This window comes from Dyella ginsengisoli LA-4, assembly GCF_000334915.1.
Classification (GTDB): domain Bacteria; phylum Pseudomonadota; class Gammaproteobacteria; order Xanthomonadales; family Rhodanobacteraceae; genus Dyella_A; species Dyella_A ginsengisoli_A.
Genome location: NZ_AMSF01000079.1, coordinates 1 through 14768, shown reverse-complemented (window position 1 = coordinate 14768; position 14768 = coordinate 1). Strand labels below are relative to the sequence as shown.

The following is a 14768-nucleotide window of genomic DNA, read 5'->3' as shown; positions in this document are numbered from 1 at the left end:
ATGCGCATCGTGTACTGGGGACGCTGTCGACAGGATCCAGCGTTTGGCGGGGCTCCGTCGCATCGACGATTTCATGGCCTTGCATGTTCAACGATTACTGAGCGACATTTGTCGAGGCGGGTGCACGGGACGCCGGTTTTGAAGGTTTACCCCTTGTGGAGCAGTCATGGAGGAGTGCGATGAACCAGTGGAAATGGTGTGTGGTAGGCGTGTTGGTACTTGCAAGTGGCGGCGTCGCTGCGCAGAAGCTGTCTCAGGCACAGGCCGCCGATCAGCTCATGGGTTTGGCGAGCCAAAGGGCCGCGTTTAGCCGCGGAATGACCTTCGGTGTTCGCTACAACGAGCACTGGGAGACGGGAATGGTCACCCTGGCCGATGCCCGCAAGAGTCTGTTCGAGGATTGGCAGAAGTTGGGACTGTCCGCTGCGCAGGCGAAGGTAGTCGCGGACGCTTATGTCGGGGACACAGATGGAATGGTGACCCACCCTCCGCTGGAGGGAAGGAACGACGAGCAGATCTCGGCAATGATCCGTAGAGCTCTGTCAGCCAACCGCTATCGAGATGCCAACCAGTTGCTGATCGACTACGAACGGAAGCGGCTGCGCATGGAGCCAGTGTCAGCCAAGGCCCCCTCGCACTGACACGCGATCGTTCGTCATGAAGCGGACATCCAGGCCCATCTCATGGCGTCCTTGTGCTTGCCTCCTGCGTGTGCGAGCCGATGCAGGGGTGCTTCCCACCCTGGCCAAAGGATCAGGGGCCATTCCATTTGGGGCGCATCGCTTTCGTCTTCACCGGGAGCGGAACTTGGGGCCGACCACATACGGTTCCCCCAGGCAGTTGGCCGCGGTCAGGGCGCGCGCGCGCTGCCATGCTGTGCCCAACTTGAGGAGGGCATGCGCATGAAATCCAACGCCGGGGGTATGGGCAAGTGGCTTCGCATCGCAGCCGGTCTCTTGCTGATCGCGTGGGCGGTCACCGGCTGACGGGTGCGGGCGTGGATCGGGGTGGTGCCGCTGGCTACGGGGCTGCTCAACTTCTGCCCGCTGTGCAAGCTGGTCGGCGTCAACACCTGCAAGCGCTGATCCGGCCAGCCGAAGGGGCGAACCGGGGTTGCCTGTTCGCCGGCGGAGTCAACCACAGGCGCGCGGTTGCTATTCGACTTCAATGACGAGGGGCATCTCCCCGTCTTGTCGCTGACCACCTGGCTCCGGGTTGTCGACGGCGCCAGGATCGTGCCCGTAACGGCGACCGCTCCTGCATGGTGTTACCTGGGGTATCCATGCCCTGGACCATTTCCTGCCAGGGCCGCGCGAGCGGCCCCTTTGCCAAGGTCAGCAAAACGGGGGCGGGCTCATTTGCCCGTCTGAATGGGGCCTTGGGGGACTGTGCCAGTCCCGGTTCTTGCCGGCCGTCGGAAGGAGCTTCCGCGCCCCTCTTGAGGCAAGTTGACGTCACCTGTGCGGTGACGTACACCCTCAAGCGTTGCGTCCACGGCCGTCGAGCTATTTCTTGCGTCTGGCGTGCGGGACGGTCATCGCTGGTCCCAGGGGGTTCAAGTGAAATCGGTATCTGTTCGTCAGGGCATCCAGGCGCTTGCCCTGGTCGCAGGGTGTGTCGTGTCCATGGTGTGCGTCGCGCAGGCGTCGGCGCCTGACGCGTCGAAGGACACCCCATATCCAGGAACGTTGGCCATCACGATGGACCTGCGCGATGCGCCGCGGCGCATCTACCGCATGCACGAGACGATTCCGGTGTCGCCCGGGCCGTTGACTCTGTACTACCCGAAGTGGCCGCTGCCCGACCATGCGCCGGATGGTGGCATCGCGAACATCGCGGGGCTGATCGTCACGGCGAACGGCAGGCAGCTGCCGTGGCGGCGCGACGTGGTGGACATGTACACGTTCCACCTGGACGTGCCGCAGGGCGCTGACCGCATCGAGCTGGCCTTCCAGTACCTGTCGCCCGGGCCGGGCGTCTGGTACGGCTACGAGGTGTGGTCCACGCCGCATCTGGCGGACCTGAATCCGACGCAGGTGGCGTTCTATCCCGGCGGTTACTACGCACGGGACATCCCGATCCGGCCCACCGTGGTGCTGCCGTCGGGCTGGCAGTTCGCCACGGCGATGGAGGTGGCGAGCCGCTCGGAAGATACGGTGCATTTCAAGCCGATGAGCTTCAACAACTTCATCGACTCGCCGCTGATCGCGGGCGAGCACTTCCGGCGCGTCGATCTGGCCCCGGGGGACAAGACGCCGGTGCACCTGAACATCGTGGGCGACAGCGCGGCGTCGGTGCAGATCAGCGATGCGCACGTGGCCGCGTATCGCCGCATGGTGAAGCAGCTGTATGCGCTGTTCCACGCGCACCATTACGACCACTATGACCTTCTGCTGACGGTGTCCGATCACGTCGCCGGCACCGGGCTGGAGCATCACCAGTCGAGCTTCGAGATGACCGGCGCGACCTTCCTCACCGATCCCGACGCGTTCCTCGCCTCGGCCACGCTGATCCCGCACGAATTCACCCACTCCTGGAACGGCAAGTTCCGCCGTCCGGCCGACATGTGGACGCCGGCGTTCAACACCCCGCAGCCCGCCGACATGGTGTGGTCGTACGAGGGCCTGACCGAGTACTGGTCGGCCGTGCTGGCGGTGCGCTCGGGCCTGCTGACACCTTCACAGTTCCGCGATTCGCTGGCCTCGGTCGCGGCGAAGATGGCCCACCGCACCGGACGCGCCTGGCGCCCGCTGCAGGACACTGCGACCAGTGCGCAGTTGCTGTATTTCAACGGCGATTACTGGGCCAACTACCGCCGTGGCACGGACTTCTATCCGGAAGGCGAGCTGTTGTGGCTGGATGTCGACACTCAGATCCGCCAGCTCAGCCACAACCGCCGCTCGCTGGATGATTTCGCCCGGTTGTTCTACAGCATGGACAACGGCAGCTACGTCACCCGCACCTACACGTTCGACGACCTCGTGGGCGCACTGAACCAGGCGCAGCCGTTCGACTGGGCAGGCTTCCTGCGTCAGCGTCTGGACGACACCGGCAAGGTGCTGCCGGAACACGGCATCGAGCGGGGCGGCTGGAAGCTGGTGTATACCGATACGCCCTCCGACTACGACCAGGCCGTGTCGCGCGCGGACCACCGCATCGACCTGGCCTATTCGATCGGCGCGACGATGTCCGACGAGGGCGAGGTGAGCGACGTGCAGTGGGATGGCCCGGCCTACACGGCCGGCCTGGTGCCGGGCATGAAGATCGTTGCCGTCGACGGCGAGCATTTCACCGGCGATGCGCTCAAGGACGCCATCCGGCAGGCCAAGGGCGGCCGCGCACCGATCACGCTCACGGTCTCCTATCTCGACACCTACCGCACGCTCGCGGTCGATTACCACGACGGCCTGAAGTACCCGCATCTGCTGCGCGATGGCAGCAAGCCCGATTACCTCGGCGATATTGCGAAGCCGGCAGGGGGCTGAGCCGAAGCAGGGGCGCGCGCGATTTTCCGGGAGGCGGCATCCGCCGCCCGGGTCGGTGTTGCCCACTCCCGCGGGTCGACTCGACGAACGCGGATGAGTATCGGGTCACCACGCAGCCGCGCCGGGAAAACCCAGTCCCCGCCCGGCGGCGTCCGGGAGAGCCGGGTCAGCCCCGGGTGCTCATGTCGTGGCGGAGACAACCCCTTGGGGTAAGGTTCCCCGCGGGCTTTGCGGCTTTCTCCTTTGAGCCATCTCGACGACAGGGATTTCGATGACATGAAGATCACCATGCTCGGCGGCGGGGTTGCAGGGGTCGGTTGCGCCATTGCGCTGAAGCTGCAGGGGTTCGACGTCGAGGTCTACGAGCGACATGCCGTTGCATCGAACATCGGTGCCGGCATCGTCGTCTGGCCGAACGCCGCGTATGTGCTGGACCAGCTCGGCGTCTGGAGCGAGCTCGAGTCCGTGTCCGGGCAGCCCTCGCGGATGCGCCGGTTCTCCAGCGACAACGAGGATCTGGGCGCGATCGATATCGAGCTCATCAATCGCCGCCTGGGTTACCCGAGCCTCTCCGTTCTGCGAAGCGATTTCCTCGGCATTCTGATCGCCAGGTTCGAATCCCTGGGCGGTGCGATCCGCTACGCGCACGACGTCGCGGAGATCGAAGCCGGGCTCGCCGGCCGTGCCCGGGTCCGGTTCGGGAACGGAACGTGGATCGAGCCGGATGTCGTCGTCGGTGCGGATGGCCGCATGGCTTCGCATGCCCGTCGATTCGTGCACGGAGACGCGACCCCGGTCTACCAGGGCTTCGTCAATTGGGTCGGCGTCTGCGAGTCCGCGGAGGACACGTTCGAGGACATCGTGGTCGACGACTACTGGGGCGTGGGCGAGCGCGTCGGCATCGTCCCGGTCACCCGGCGCAAGGCGTACTGGGCGGCCGGAGCGGCCTGTGCCGAGGTGGGGGTGAGCGACCGGTCCCGATACCGGGACGAGTTGCGCAGCCTCCTCTGCCGCTGGCCGCGGCGGGTGCGACGGATCGTCGAACGCACCCCGGTCGAGCGCATCAACAAGATCCACGTGCATGACCACGATCCGATCCGCCGCTGGCACAGGGGCAACCTGATCCTGGTCGGCGACGCCGCCCATGCGCCGCTGCCGACGTCCGGCCAGGGCGCCTGCCAGGCGCTGGAGGATGCCTGGCATCTCGCGCGGTATCTGAAGGAAAGCCCTGGCGACCTGCAGCGTGCGTTCGCCGGATTCACGCAGGCGCGACTCGAAAAGACCACGAACATCATCATGGCCGGTCGGGGCCTGGCGGCGTCCCTGTTCAATCGCGACGAGGGCTTCTGCAGGGCGAGAAACGAAAGCAGCCGATCCACGGATTATCCGGCGTTGGCGACGGCCATGGCCCGGGGCTGGGCGCAAGGGCTGCCCATCGGCGCGTAGCCGGGAACGGATGGCCAGAACGGGCGGCTAGAACGGGCGTTGGGGTGCGCGTTCACTTCGAAAGCTTTGTGCCGCGGCTTGCTGCGCCAGGAAGGGCGTTCGATATCACCGCACCGTCAGCGGTGTGGGTCCCGTCGGCCATCGCTGCGACCGCGCGTTCGCCGAGGCGCGCGCCGATCATCGACTGGATCGGGCGATGGCTCGATGCCGGCGACAAGGCTCCGGGTGGGACTTCCTCAGGTCGGTTCGTCCGCCCGGGAGAAGACACCTGTGCCGGCCATGGACTGTTCTCGGCCGCAGTTGACCGTGATCAAAGGGAGCCCGATCCCGAACTGCCATGCTGCGCCCATCTTCAGGAGGGCATGCGCATGAAATCCAACGTCGGTTCGGTGGACAAGTGGCTTCGTATCGCAGTCGGTCTGCTGCTGATCGTGTGGGCGGTTACCGGCGGCCCGGTGTGGGCGTGGATCGGGGTGGTGCCGCTGGCCACCGGTCTGTTCAACTTCTGCCCGCTGTACAGCCTGATCGGCGTCAATACCTGCAAGCGCTGACCCTGCCACCACGACAGGGAGGCGTGCGCTGCCGCTGAGCCGGCGCATCCTTCGGTACTTCCGGCACAGTCCCCGGCCCGCCATCGGGTCCAGCATTCCCCCGCATCGATCCGAGCGATCCGCCGCGGGGAGGGGACCTCATGCCAACCATGGACCGCCGCCAGTTCCTGAAGCTTTCCGCCACGCTGGGTGCGGCGCTGGCCCTGGGGTGCACGCCGGTGCGCCCGTCGTCGAGCGGGTGGCGCGAGCGTCGGGATCTTTACCCGCAGGGCGTCGCCTCGGGCGATCCGGACGAGAACAGCGTGCTGCTGTGGACGCGGCGCCCGTACGGGGACGCCCGTACGAGCGCGACGTTGCGGGTCGAAGTGGCCGAGGATCCTGCCTTCGGTCGGGTGATCGCGACCACGGCGGCGCGGGTGTCGGCGGCGTCCGACTGGACCTGCCGGGTGCTGGTCGGCCAGCTGTCATCGGCCCGCGAATACTGGTACCGGTTCGTGGACGAGGAGGGCAACGGCAGCCGCATCGGCCGCACGATGACCGCTCCTGGCCCCGACGATCCGCGACCGGCCCGCTTTGCCTTCGTCAGTTGCCAGGACGTCTGCGAGGGGGCCCTGAACGCCTACCGCCGCATGATCTTCGAGGACGAGCGCGCTGCGCCCGGAGACCGGCTCGGCTTCGTGCTGCACCTGGGCGATTTCGTCTACGAGGTCGTGCAGTACCCGGACCAGGTGAAGAACGGCCATCGCTACGACCGGCTGATCAAGTTCCCGATCCACTTCGCGAAGGGCAAGGTGGTTGCCCATGACCGCTTCTGGGTGCCCGATTCGCTGGAGGATTACCGCGCCCTCTACCACGCCTACCTGCAGGACCCGGATCTGCAGGATGCGCGCGCGCGCTGGCCGTTCGTGGCGGTGTGGGACAACCACGAGTATTCCTGGCAGGGCTGGCAGTCGCTGCAGGAATTCGGCGACGGGCCGATCCCCGCGCAGACGCTCAAGGTGGCGGCCAACCAGGCCTGGTTCGAATACCAGCCGGCGCGGGTGGCGGTGCCGGGCGCCCGCCTGGACAGCTTCGACGCGCCGCACGTGGTCGATACTCCGGTCACGGCATTCGACGACGATGGCCTGGGGCGCGAGCCCAACAACCTCGCGGCCATCAACAGCCTGATCGTGTATCGCGCGCTGCGCTGGGGCCGGCACATCGACCTGATCCTCACCGACCAGCACAGCTTCCGCTCGCGCGACCCCGGCTCGCACAAGGAGCTCAACGCGCTGTTCGACGGCGACGCGCTGGGCTGGGTGCCGGAGGAGCTGGCGATGCAGATCGACGGCGGTCGCGACTACGCCGATGGCCATCCGCCGGCACAGCTGTCGTTCCGCGACAAACGCGTGGCCAACTACCGCGCCGGAGAACCCGCACAGACCCTGCTGGGAGCGACACAGAAGGCCTGGCTGCTCGAGCGCCTGCGCGGCGCGCAGGCCACCTGGAAGATCTGGGGCAACTCGCTTGGCACGCCGGACTGGCGCGTGGACCCGCAGCATCTGCCACCCGCGCTGGGCCGTTGGTCCGGTGCCGGCTATGCCGTGATGGCGACCAGCGACTGGGGCGGCGCGTACCACGAACGCGCCGAGATCTTCGACGCCGTGCGCGATGCCGGCATCACCGGTTTCGCGATCGTCTCCGGCGACCGCCACAGCTTCTGGGCCGGCTACGCCGCCAAGGCCCTGCCGCCCGCCGCCTTCGAGCCGGTGGGCGTCACTTTCGTGGGCGGCTCGATCTCGTCTCCGGGACTGGTCGAAGCCTCCGAGCACAACTTGAAGAACGACGATCCGTTGCGCCCGCTGTACGTCGCCAACCCGGGTGGTGGGCCGACGCTGCCGACCGTCAATCTGCTGTTGCACCATGGCGTACGCTCGGCGCTGGAGTTCGCGCGCAGCGGCGACCTGGAGAAGGCGCACGCCGTGAGCAATCCCGACCTGGCGCCGCACCTGAGCTTCGTCGACATGGGCGGACACGGTTACGCGACCGTCCGCGTCGACGCCGCCACGATGGTCACCGAGTTCGTGTGCATCCCCCGGCCGATCGAGCGCAGCACCCGCCCGGATGGCGGGCCGCTGCGCTACCGCGTCCGTCACGAAGTGCCGCTGTGGCAAGCCGGGCAGCGGCCGCGGATGCGCCAGACGGTGGTGGAGGGCGATCCGGGTCTGGCGGTGTGAGGTCGCTCGTTGCGCGGTTTGCGGCCTGCGCTTACCCGCCCACGCGGGCCAGGTAGGTGGCCGCTTCCAGCCGGCAGGCGCCATCGATGGCGCCCGGAATGGCAAACAGCCGGGGCCGGTCGCGGAAACCGAAGACCCGATAGAGCTGGTAGCGCGCGGCGTCCGTCCGGGAACGCGCCAGCTCGTTGCGGCTGACGTAGAACGGGGTCAATTCGCCGAAGCTGGTGGTCTTGACCTCGATCAGCCGCTCGCGTCCGTCTTCCTCGAACGACAACACGTCGAAGCCCAGGCCGTCGCCCTGGGTGGCGGCAACGTGCTCGACGCGTTCGCCAAGCGACTTTTTGCCGGCCGCGTGCAACCGGCGTGATTCCAGCTCCAGCACGAACAGCTCGCCGGCTTGCCCGAGCGAACGGTTGCGCGCTTCCTGGGCGAGATAGTCGCGTCGGGCGGCCGAGAAGCGGTGCGCTTAGGTGGCCGGAGCTTCACGAACGCCCGGGGACCTCGGCGCGGATACCCACGCGGACGCATCACCGGCCGCAGCGACGGCGGTCGCGGGACGCAGTACGGCGGCCAGCGCGGCATCCTGCAGATCGGGGCGCAGCGGCGCCTGCGCTTCGACGACTCCAGCAGCAGGCCCTGGTAGTTGCCGCGTGGCTTGTAGCCGGTGATATAGGGGTAGCCGAGGGCCAACATCACGGCGCTGATGTTGCAGTGCTTGAACTCGATGGATGCCCGATTGCGGCCATCGAGCTTCTGCATCAGGCCGTTGGCGTGCCCTGTCTTGCTGTAGCGTTGGCCGTTGAGCTCCAGCGTCAGCATCGCGAGATAGTCGGCGACGCAGGCTTCGACCTCCAGTCGGGACCATTCTCCTCCTGTCGCCATGCGAATCCCCCGATGGCGATGGTCCCGGACGCAGGGCAGAAACGCGCGCCGGGGTAGTCAGTCCTCCACGGTTCGGAATGTCTGTTTCCGTTCTTCTGCCTTCGGGCCCGAGCGGGAGGGTGGCGCCATGCCACGGTCCCTGCGCGTGGCTCAGGCACTACCCGACACCTTCCACCACGCCGGCGCAAAGCGCGACCGTCGATGCACCTCGCCGATGAAGCGATAGCCGATGGTGTGCACGGTGGCGATGTACCGCGGATTCAGTGCCGAGTCGCCCAGGGCGTGGCGCAGTTGCGAGATCGCGTGGGCGAGCACGCCAGCGGTGACGTGGCGGTGGCCCCAGGCGGTATCGAGCAGGGTCATCTTGTCGACCACGTCGCCGGCCTGCTCCAGCAGCGTCAGCAGCACGGCATAGGCCTTCGGTTCCAGCGGACGGTCCTGGCCGTCGCGCTCCACCCGGTGCGCGTAGGGATCGACGATGATGTCATCGCACTGGTAGAACCAGTGTTCGTCCAGTTCGGAGCGCGGCATGACGGTGCCTCTCGGAGACTGACCCTGCCGGCGTAGTGTGCGCCCGTCGCCGATCGCCGGTCGTCTGCCAGAGGTCATTTCTCTCACGACGGCCAGCGTCCGGTCAGGATCGGGGCGCGGAAGATCCGCGTGAGCGCGGAACCGCCGCGGCGGTGCGACGGCGGTCCGGGCGAAGGTTTCATGGGCAACGGCTGGGGTGGTGGGCAAGGACGTGCCGGAAGTCACCCCGTGAATCCACGCAGATTCCTCATGGATTCCTCACGTAAACGCCGCGGCACCGCCCCAGAATTTCCCCGACGGGCATTGGCGCTCGTCAGGAGGCTCCCATGAAGCACACCATCGTTGCTGCAATTGCGACTTTCGGCCTTGCATGCGTCCCCAGCATCAGTGCCGCCCAGGACCAGACCACCAAGTTGCAGGATGTCACCGTCACCGGCGAGCCGGCACCGTACGCGGTCTACGCCGTCGATTTCGACACGGGCTACGGACTGAAGGCCCTCGTCGGCCACACGCATCGGCAGTACATCCACGCGCAACGGGCGGCCGCGGCCTCCGAGGCGCTGCGGAGGCAGGGGCTTGCCATGAGCCCCTATGTCACCGTCGCCATCGACAACTCCGGCTCCGGCCTGGCAAGGCAGGTCCAGTTGCTGGACGCCGGACGGAACACGGTCGCCATCGTGAACGTGTACTGCAAGGGCGGCGATCCATCGCAGGGCCGCCGCTGCAGCCTGGTCTCCGTGCCGGTATCGGGCGGCGGCGCACTGAGTCCGCGCATGGCGTCGACCTTGTCGGTAGCTGCCGTCGACGAAGGCGGGTGAGCGGCAAGGCAGGGGTCGGGGAGCACTTTCCATCACGTCGTCCCTGACTCCTGCTTCCCCCGAGGCGCGATTGAACAGCCGTTGGATGAGCGACAGGGGCATCGAACACGCCCTTTCCCGGCTTCCTCCGTCGTCACTCGCCGTTGGAACGCATCACGCCGCAGGGGGCTGCGCCATCCGCATGGCTTGCTCCACCGCTCTGACCACCGCCTCGGGCTGATCGATCTGGATGTCATGCGAGGTATCCGGCACATGCACCAGCGTGCCGCGGGAAGAGGTGGCGACAATCTGCGCCTGCGTGTGGTCCCGGGCCTCTTCCAGCCCCTTGCGGTCACGGGGCAGGGCATCGGCATAGGTGTTGGCGGCGGACAGCACGATCAGGGGCGTGGCCCCGTGTGTCTCGTTGGCCGGCACGGGGTGCCTGAACACCCGGGCGTTGTCCTGGAGCACCGACATCACGGTGCGCCAGAACGCCGGCGTCGACTTGTGGGCCAGGTTCACCGCGTTGAGCCGGGCGCTGGCGAGCGGGTCGGCTTCGTCAAGGCAGTGGCTCAATTCCGGATCGTGGGACGGCAGTTCATGCTTTTCGGCGGCCGCCTCGCAGTGGCGCAGGAACGCGAACCGCTGCATCGACAGGGTGTCCTCGTCCTTCTGCCAGCCGGGAGCGAACCGGCCGATGTCCTGAGCGGGAGGGTCGAGCAGGACCATCGCGCTCACATCCGCCGGGTACCGGCTCGCATACCGGCGGACGATGTTGCTGCCCAGCGAATGCCCCACCAGCACCAGCGGCGGGGTGAGGCCGGCGTGCTGGATCAGCGCATGCAGGTCGGCCACGTCGGCGTCGAGGTCTCGTGGCAACGGCCCTTCGCTGCTGAAGCCGAAGCCGGCGCGGTCGTACGCGCAGACCCTTGCGTGGGCGGCCAGCAACGGTTGCACCTTGTACCAGGTGGAGGAGTCGGCAATGGCCCCGGCCTCGAGCATCACGGTCTGCGGTCCGCGACCGGAGCAGCGCAGGTTGAGCTGGCGGCCGTGGCCGAGGTCGATCCGTCTTGCCGGCTGTGCATAGGTGTCCGGCAGGCGCTGCGGCGCGGCCGTGGCGCTCGCGCCGCTGGCCTGGGCCGGGCCCAGCATCGCGGCCAGCAGCAGGGCAGGGCCCGCTTTCAGGTATGTCCTGTTCAAGGCGCTTCTCCCTTCGATGGCCCGGTCAGGGCGCCGGGCCGGTGCCTTCATCGACTGGTGCCCATGCAGGAAGTTCAGGACGCGAAGCCAGGAAGCGGGGAACGACGATGGCCGCGTTTTCCGGGAGTCCTTGCCGGGCGATGCACCGGGACGTCCCGAGTCGTGAAAGCCCGACCGCCAGGCCGCCAGCCGGCCAGGGGCTGCCGTACGCGTGGACACGGGGAAACGTGCGGTCGATCGCTCGGGACATGCGGAGCAACTGCGGCCAAGGCTGAACGAATGACACCCGGGTACGCCCGAGCTGTTTCGCCGCCGTCGCGGCGCTGGTGGCTCCGCCCCCCCTGCGCCCATCGACCGACCGCATCAACGGCATGGGCGCCTGGCCGTTCCACGACCCCGGGGCCCCGGAGCGGTGACCCGTCCGCACGTCAGCGCGTCGGTGGCGCGCTGACATCAGCGATGCGCGGCTGCGGCGGGCTCGGCCCGGAGCCGCGGTGGCCGCACGGGTAGGCCACCATCGCGTTCGTGTCGGGTTCGGGTAGCCAGGCCCTGCATCCACCCTGGCGTACCGGCCGGTGGCTGGGCATCCGGTGCTGCTCGAGCCGCGATCGCGCCACAGGGCGCTCCGCGCCATCGTGGCGCCGGGAGTCGCGCCGCCGTGCGGCCCCGGCCGGGACGTCCGGGCTCTCGGTCCGGCGGCGCCTTCACGGCGTCCCCGGATCTGTGGCCGCGCGCGTACCGCATCAGACAAGGCCGCGGCGGGCGAGCAGGGGACGGCGGTCGGTCACACATCGCGAGGGGCAGGTACCCGGCCGGAACCGGGTGCTCAGACCGCTGCGCGCAGCTTGCGCAAGGGGGTGCAAGGGGAGATTTCCTGCCCAACTTCGCGAAGCGTGCGCGTCATCACGGTCCTTTCACATCGCTATGTGAGGTGGCTAACAATTGACCAAGACGCTTCTGCGTAACGTGCCACCTCAGATCGACCCCGGATCTAGCTCTACCCCACAAACCCACATTCCCCCACCCCCAACCGTGTGACAGACGAAGGCACGTCACAAGCGTCCGCGGCAGCGAAGAGTTTTGGAGTCCCTGAATGAACTTTCCCCGCAATAAGAAGGCGGGGCGTGCATCGTACGCCCTCGTTTCGGCCCCGGCCGTGTCCAGCGACCGTCGTCCCCTGGGCCAGCCGTCCAAATATCTGCGCGGCGTGGGCGCCGGTACGTGCGCCATGCTCTTCACGCTGCTGGCAACCACGGTGTCTTCGAGCGCTTTCGCCGCGACGGCGCCGGCGGTGACCGCGGCCCATCCCCGCATGATCCTCGATACGTCGACCCTTTCCGCCCTGCGCCAGAACGCTGCCGCCAACACGCCCGAGTGGCAGATGCTGAAGTCGGTCTGCGATTCGTACATCGGCGGCACCGTGAACTACCCGACGGGCAATGCCTATCCGAACCTGCCCAATATCGGTTCCGGTTACCAGGGCGAGTCGTACCTGCCGGCCCTGATGTCCGAGGCGCTGTGCTACCAGACCCTGAAGACCAGCAATGCGACCGCGGCCGCCACCTACGGCGCCAAGGCGGTCGACATCCTGATGAAGATGGCCACGCCGTACTCCACGGCCAGCGGCAACCAGGGTTGGAACCCGAACAGCGACGACGGCTACGCCATGCGCAACTACGGCGTGGGCTTCGGTCTGGGCTACGACTGGCTGTACGACCTGCTGACCCCGGCGCAGCGGACCCAGGTCTACACCACGGCCAACGCCTGGGTGACCTCGTTCGAAACGAAGACGTTCGAATACAACCACCCGCAGAGCAACTATTTCGCGGGCTATTTCCATGCCAAGGCGGCCATTGCGCTGGGTACCTACGGGGACAACCCCAGCGCCCCGACGCAGTGGAACGACTGGTACACCAACCAGTTCGCCCAGCGGGTGCAGCCGTACTACGCGCAGCACCTGGCCGGCGGTGGCTGGCCGGAGGGTTTTGCCAACTACGCACCACTGGGCATCCTCAACATGAGCCTGCCGGCACGTGAGGTGATGACGGCCACCGGCACGGACATCGTCCACGCCTCGGCCGCGCCTTTCAGCTACCCGACGGACAACGCCGACTACCTGATCCACTTCACCTGGCCGTCGCGCGCCTACTTCGACGACCGCGACATGAATCACGCGGACGGCTCGCCGATGGGTATCGGCATGCCGGGCACCACCCAGGTGGGTCTGGCGGAAGTGGTGCTGGGTGAGATGGGCTTCTGGAAATCGCCCAAGGCGGGTGTGTTCCACCAGTACGTCAACGAGGTCAGCGCGGCCACCAACGGCTTCAACTCCTCCGCGCCCTGGCTGCTGTTCCTGGAGACCAATCCTGCCGCGCCGAGCACGTCGCTCGACTCGCTGCCGGTGTCCTACTTCGCGCAGGGCATGAACGCCGTCTCGGCGCGCTCCGACTGGAGCACCTCTGCCAGCTGGATGTCGTTCCGCGCCGGCCCGTACACCAATGCCCCTTCGCAGGGTGAGCAGTATTTCGACCAGGGCAGCGTGGCGCTGACCCGTGGCAACACCCCGCTGCTGGTGAATGCGGGCGGCTGGATGGTGCATGGGTCCACCGGCAGCGCGGACGAGGACAAGATCTACAACGACAACTATGGCAGCGCCGACGGCACGCTCTACATGGGCAACCGCGAGCTCTACAACATCTTCTACGTGTTCAACAAAAGCAGCGGCAAGATCGTCGAGCCCGGCGGCCAGATCGCGGCCACCACCGAGGACAACCAGGTCCGCACGCACGTGGCGGCCTACGAGGATGGCGGCGAGTACGTCTACACCCGCGCCGAGCACATCGAGGACATGTACCGCAGGCTCTCCGCCGGTCCGGCGGTGGCAGGCTGGTCGCGCGAGGTGGTCTACCTGCGGCCGAACCGGTTTGTCGTCCACGACCGGACCACGGCCGGCAGCACGGCTTATGACCAGTACCTGGCCTGGCACTTCCCGGCCAATCCGGTGGCGGGCTCGGCGCCCGCCGGCGAGACGCGGCTGGACGTCACCTACAACGGGACCTATGCCGGTGCCATGACCACGGTGCTCCCCGCCAACGCGGCCACGACCACCACGGGCCTGTATCCGGGCAGCAATCCGGTGAAGGTGTGGCAGGTGCAGGAGCGCGCGCCGACGTCGGCGCTCAGCCAGCAGTGGTTGAACGTGTTCGATACCTCGTCGTCGGCGGCGAGCGTGGCGACCGCCAGCCCGGTCACCGTCAATGCCGGCAACATCGTGGGTGTGTACCTTGCCGCAAGCAACGGCAACGATGTCGTCATCAACAGCGCCGGTGCTGCCGGCACGCCGATGAGCGGCACCATCAGCTACACCGTGCCCGCTACTGCGGCCAGCCACGTGATCACCGAGCTGGTTCCCCAGACCGGCTATTCGGTGACGGTGGCCAGTGTCAACGGGCAGCAGCAGGTGAGCGTCAAGGCCGGTGGCACTTTCATGGCCAGCGCCAACGGCGTGCTTGCCTTCGACGTGAGCGGTGGCGGCTCCGTGACGCCGTCCGCGACGGTGGCCCCGGCTCCCGCCCCGGCCCCGGCTCCCGCCCCGGCCCCGGCTCCCGCCCCGGCCCCGGCTCCCGCCCCGGCCCCGGCCCCGGCCCCGGCCCCGGCCCC

At 67.6% G+C, this 14768-nt stretch carries 11 protein-coding genes; 8 read left to right on the top strand and 3 right to left on the bottom strand.

Annotated features, from left to right (window positions below):
- Positions 1 to 179: 179 nt before the first annotated feature.
- The 6 genes from C693_RS0117220 to C693_RS0117195 all read left to right on the top strand — a co-directional run bounded on the left by C693_RS0117220 (position 180) and on the right by C693_RS0117195 (position 7698).
- On the top strand, positions 180 to 641 hold the full coding sequence (locus C693_RS0117220; RefSeq protein ID WP_017463527.1) for a hypothetical protein: 462 nt from the start codon (positions 180 to 182) through the stop codon (positions 639 to 641).
- 348 nt (positions 642 to 989) lie between these two features.
- Positions 990 to 1085: a YgaP family membrane protein gene (locus C693_RS24055; protein WP_017463526.1), complete on the top strand. Its 96-nt coding sequence runs from the start codon at positions 990 to 992 to the stop codon at positions 1083 to 1085.
- Between the two features lie 615 nt (positions 1086 to 1700).
- Positions 1701 to 3485 carry a M61 family metallopeptidase gene (locus C693_RS0117210; protein WP_017463525.1) on the top strand — a complete coding sequence of 595 codons (1785 nt, stop codon included), beginning with the start codon at positions 1701 to 1703 and terminating at the stop codon, positions 3483 to 3485.
- Between the two features lie 276 nt (positions 3486 to 3761).
- Entirely contained in the window at positions 3762 to 4931 is a 1170-nt protein-coding gene (locus tag C693_RS0117205; protein ID WP_017463524.1) for an FAD-dependent oxidoreductase, read from the top strand.
- 368 nt (positions 4932 to 5299) lie between these two features.
- Positions 5300 to 5482 (top strand): YgaP family membrane protein, encoded by a 183-nt coding sequence (locus tag C693_RS0117200; RefSeq protein ID WP_017463523.1) that lies wholly within the window; start codon positions 5300 to 5302, stop codon positions 5480 to 5482.
- Between the two features lie 140 nt (positions 5483 to 5622).
- Positions 5623 to 7698, top strand: a complete 2076-nt coding sequence (locus C693_RS0117195) for an alkaline phosphatase D family protein (protein ID WP_017463522.1) — start codon at positions 5623 to 5625, stop codon at positions 7696 to 7698.
- Between the two features lie 31 nt (positions 7699 to 7729).
- On the opposite strand, the gene C693_RS24300 is transcribed toward C693_RS0117195, so the two are convergent.
- A complete protein-coding gene (locus C693_RS24300; RefSeq protein ID WP_241762696.1) occupies positions 7730 to 8080 on the bottom strand; it encodes a DUF3883 domain-containing protein in 351 nt (116 codons plus the stop codon).
- A gap of 650 nt (positions 8081 to 8730) precedes the next feature.
- Positions 8731 to 9111: a winged helix-turn-helix domain-containing protein gene (locus C693_RS22105; protein WP_017463520.1), complete on the bottom strand. Its 381-nt coding sequence runs from the start codon at positions 9109 to 9111 to the stop codon at positions 8731 to 8733.
- A gap of 326 nt (positions 9112 to 9437) precedes the next feature.
- Here C693_RS22105 and C693_RS0117180 point away from each other — a divergent pair, with 326 nt between their 5' ends.
- Complete coding sequence (locus C693_RS0117180) at positions 9438 to 9929, top strand: hypothetical protein (protein ID WP_017463519.1); 492 nt, start codon at positions 9438 to 9440, stop codon at positions 9927 to 9929.
- Positions 9930 to 10082: 153 nt separating this feature from the next.
- Here C693_RS0117180 and C693_RS0117175 read toward each other — a convergent pair whose 3' ends face one another.
- Positions 10083 to 11108, bottom strand: coding sequence for an alpha/beta hydrolase (locus tag C693_RS0117175; RefSeq protein ID WP_017463518.1), 1026 nt, complete (start codon positions 11106 to 11108; stop codon positions 10083 to 10085).
- A gap of 1228 nt (positions 11109 to 12336) precedes the next feature.
- On the opposite strand from C693_RS0117175, the gene C693_RS24050 reads away from it, so the two are divergent.
- Positions 12337 to 14768 (top strand): hypothetical protein (locus tag C693_RS24050; RefSeq protein ID WP_198506894.1); only part of this gene is annotated, 2432 nt, incomplete at its 3' end.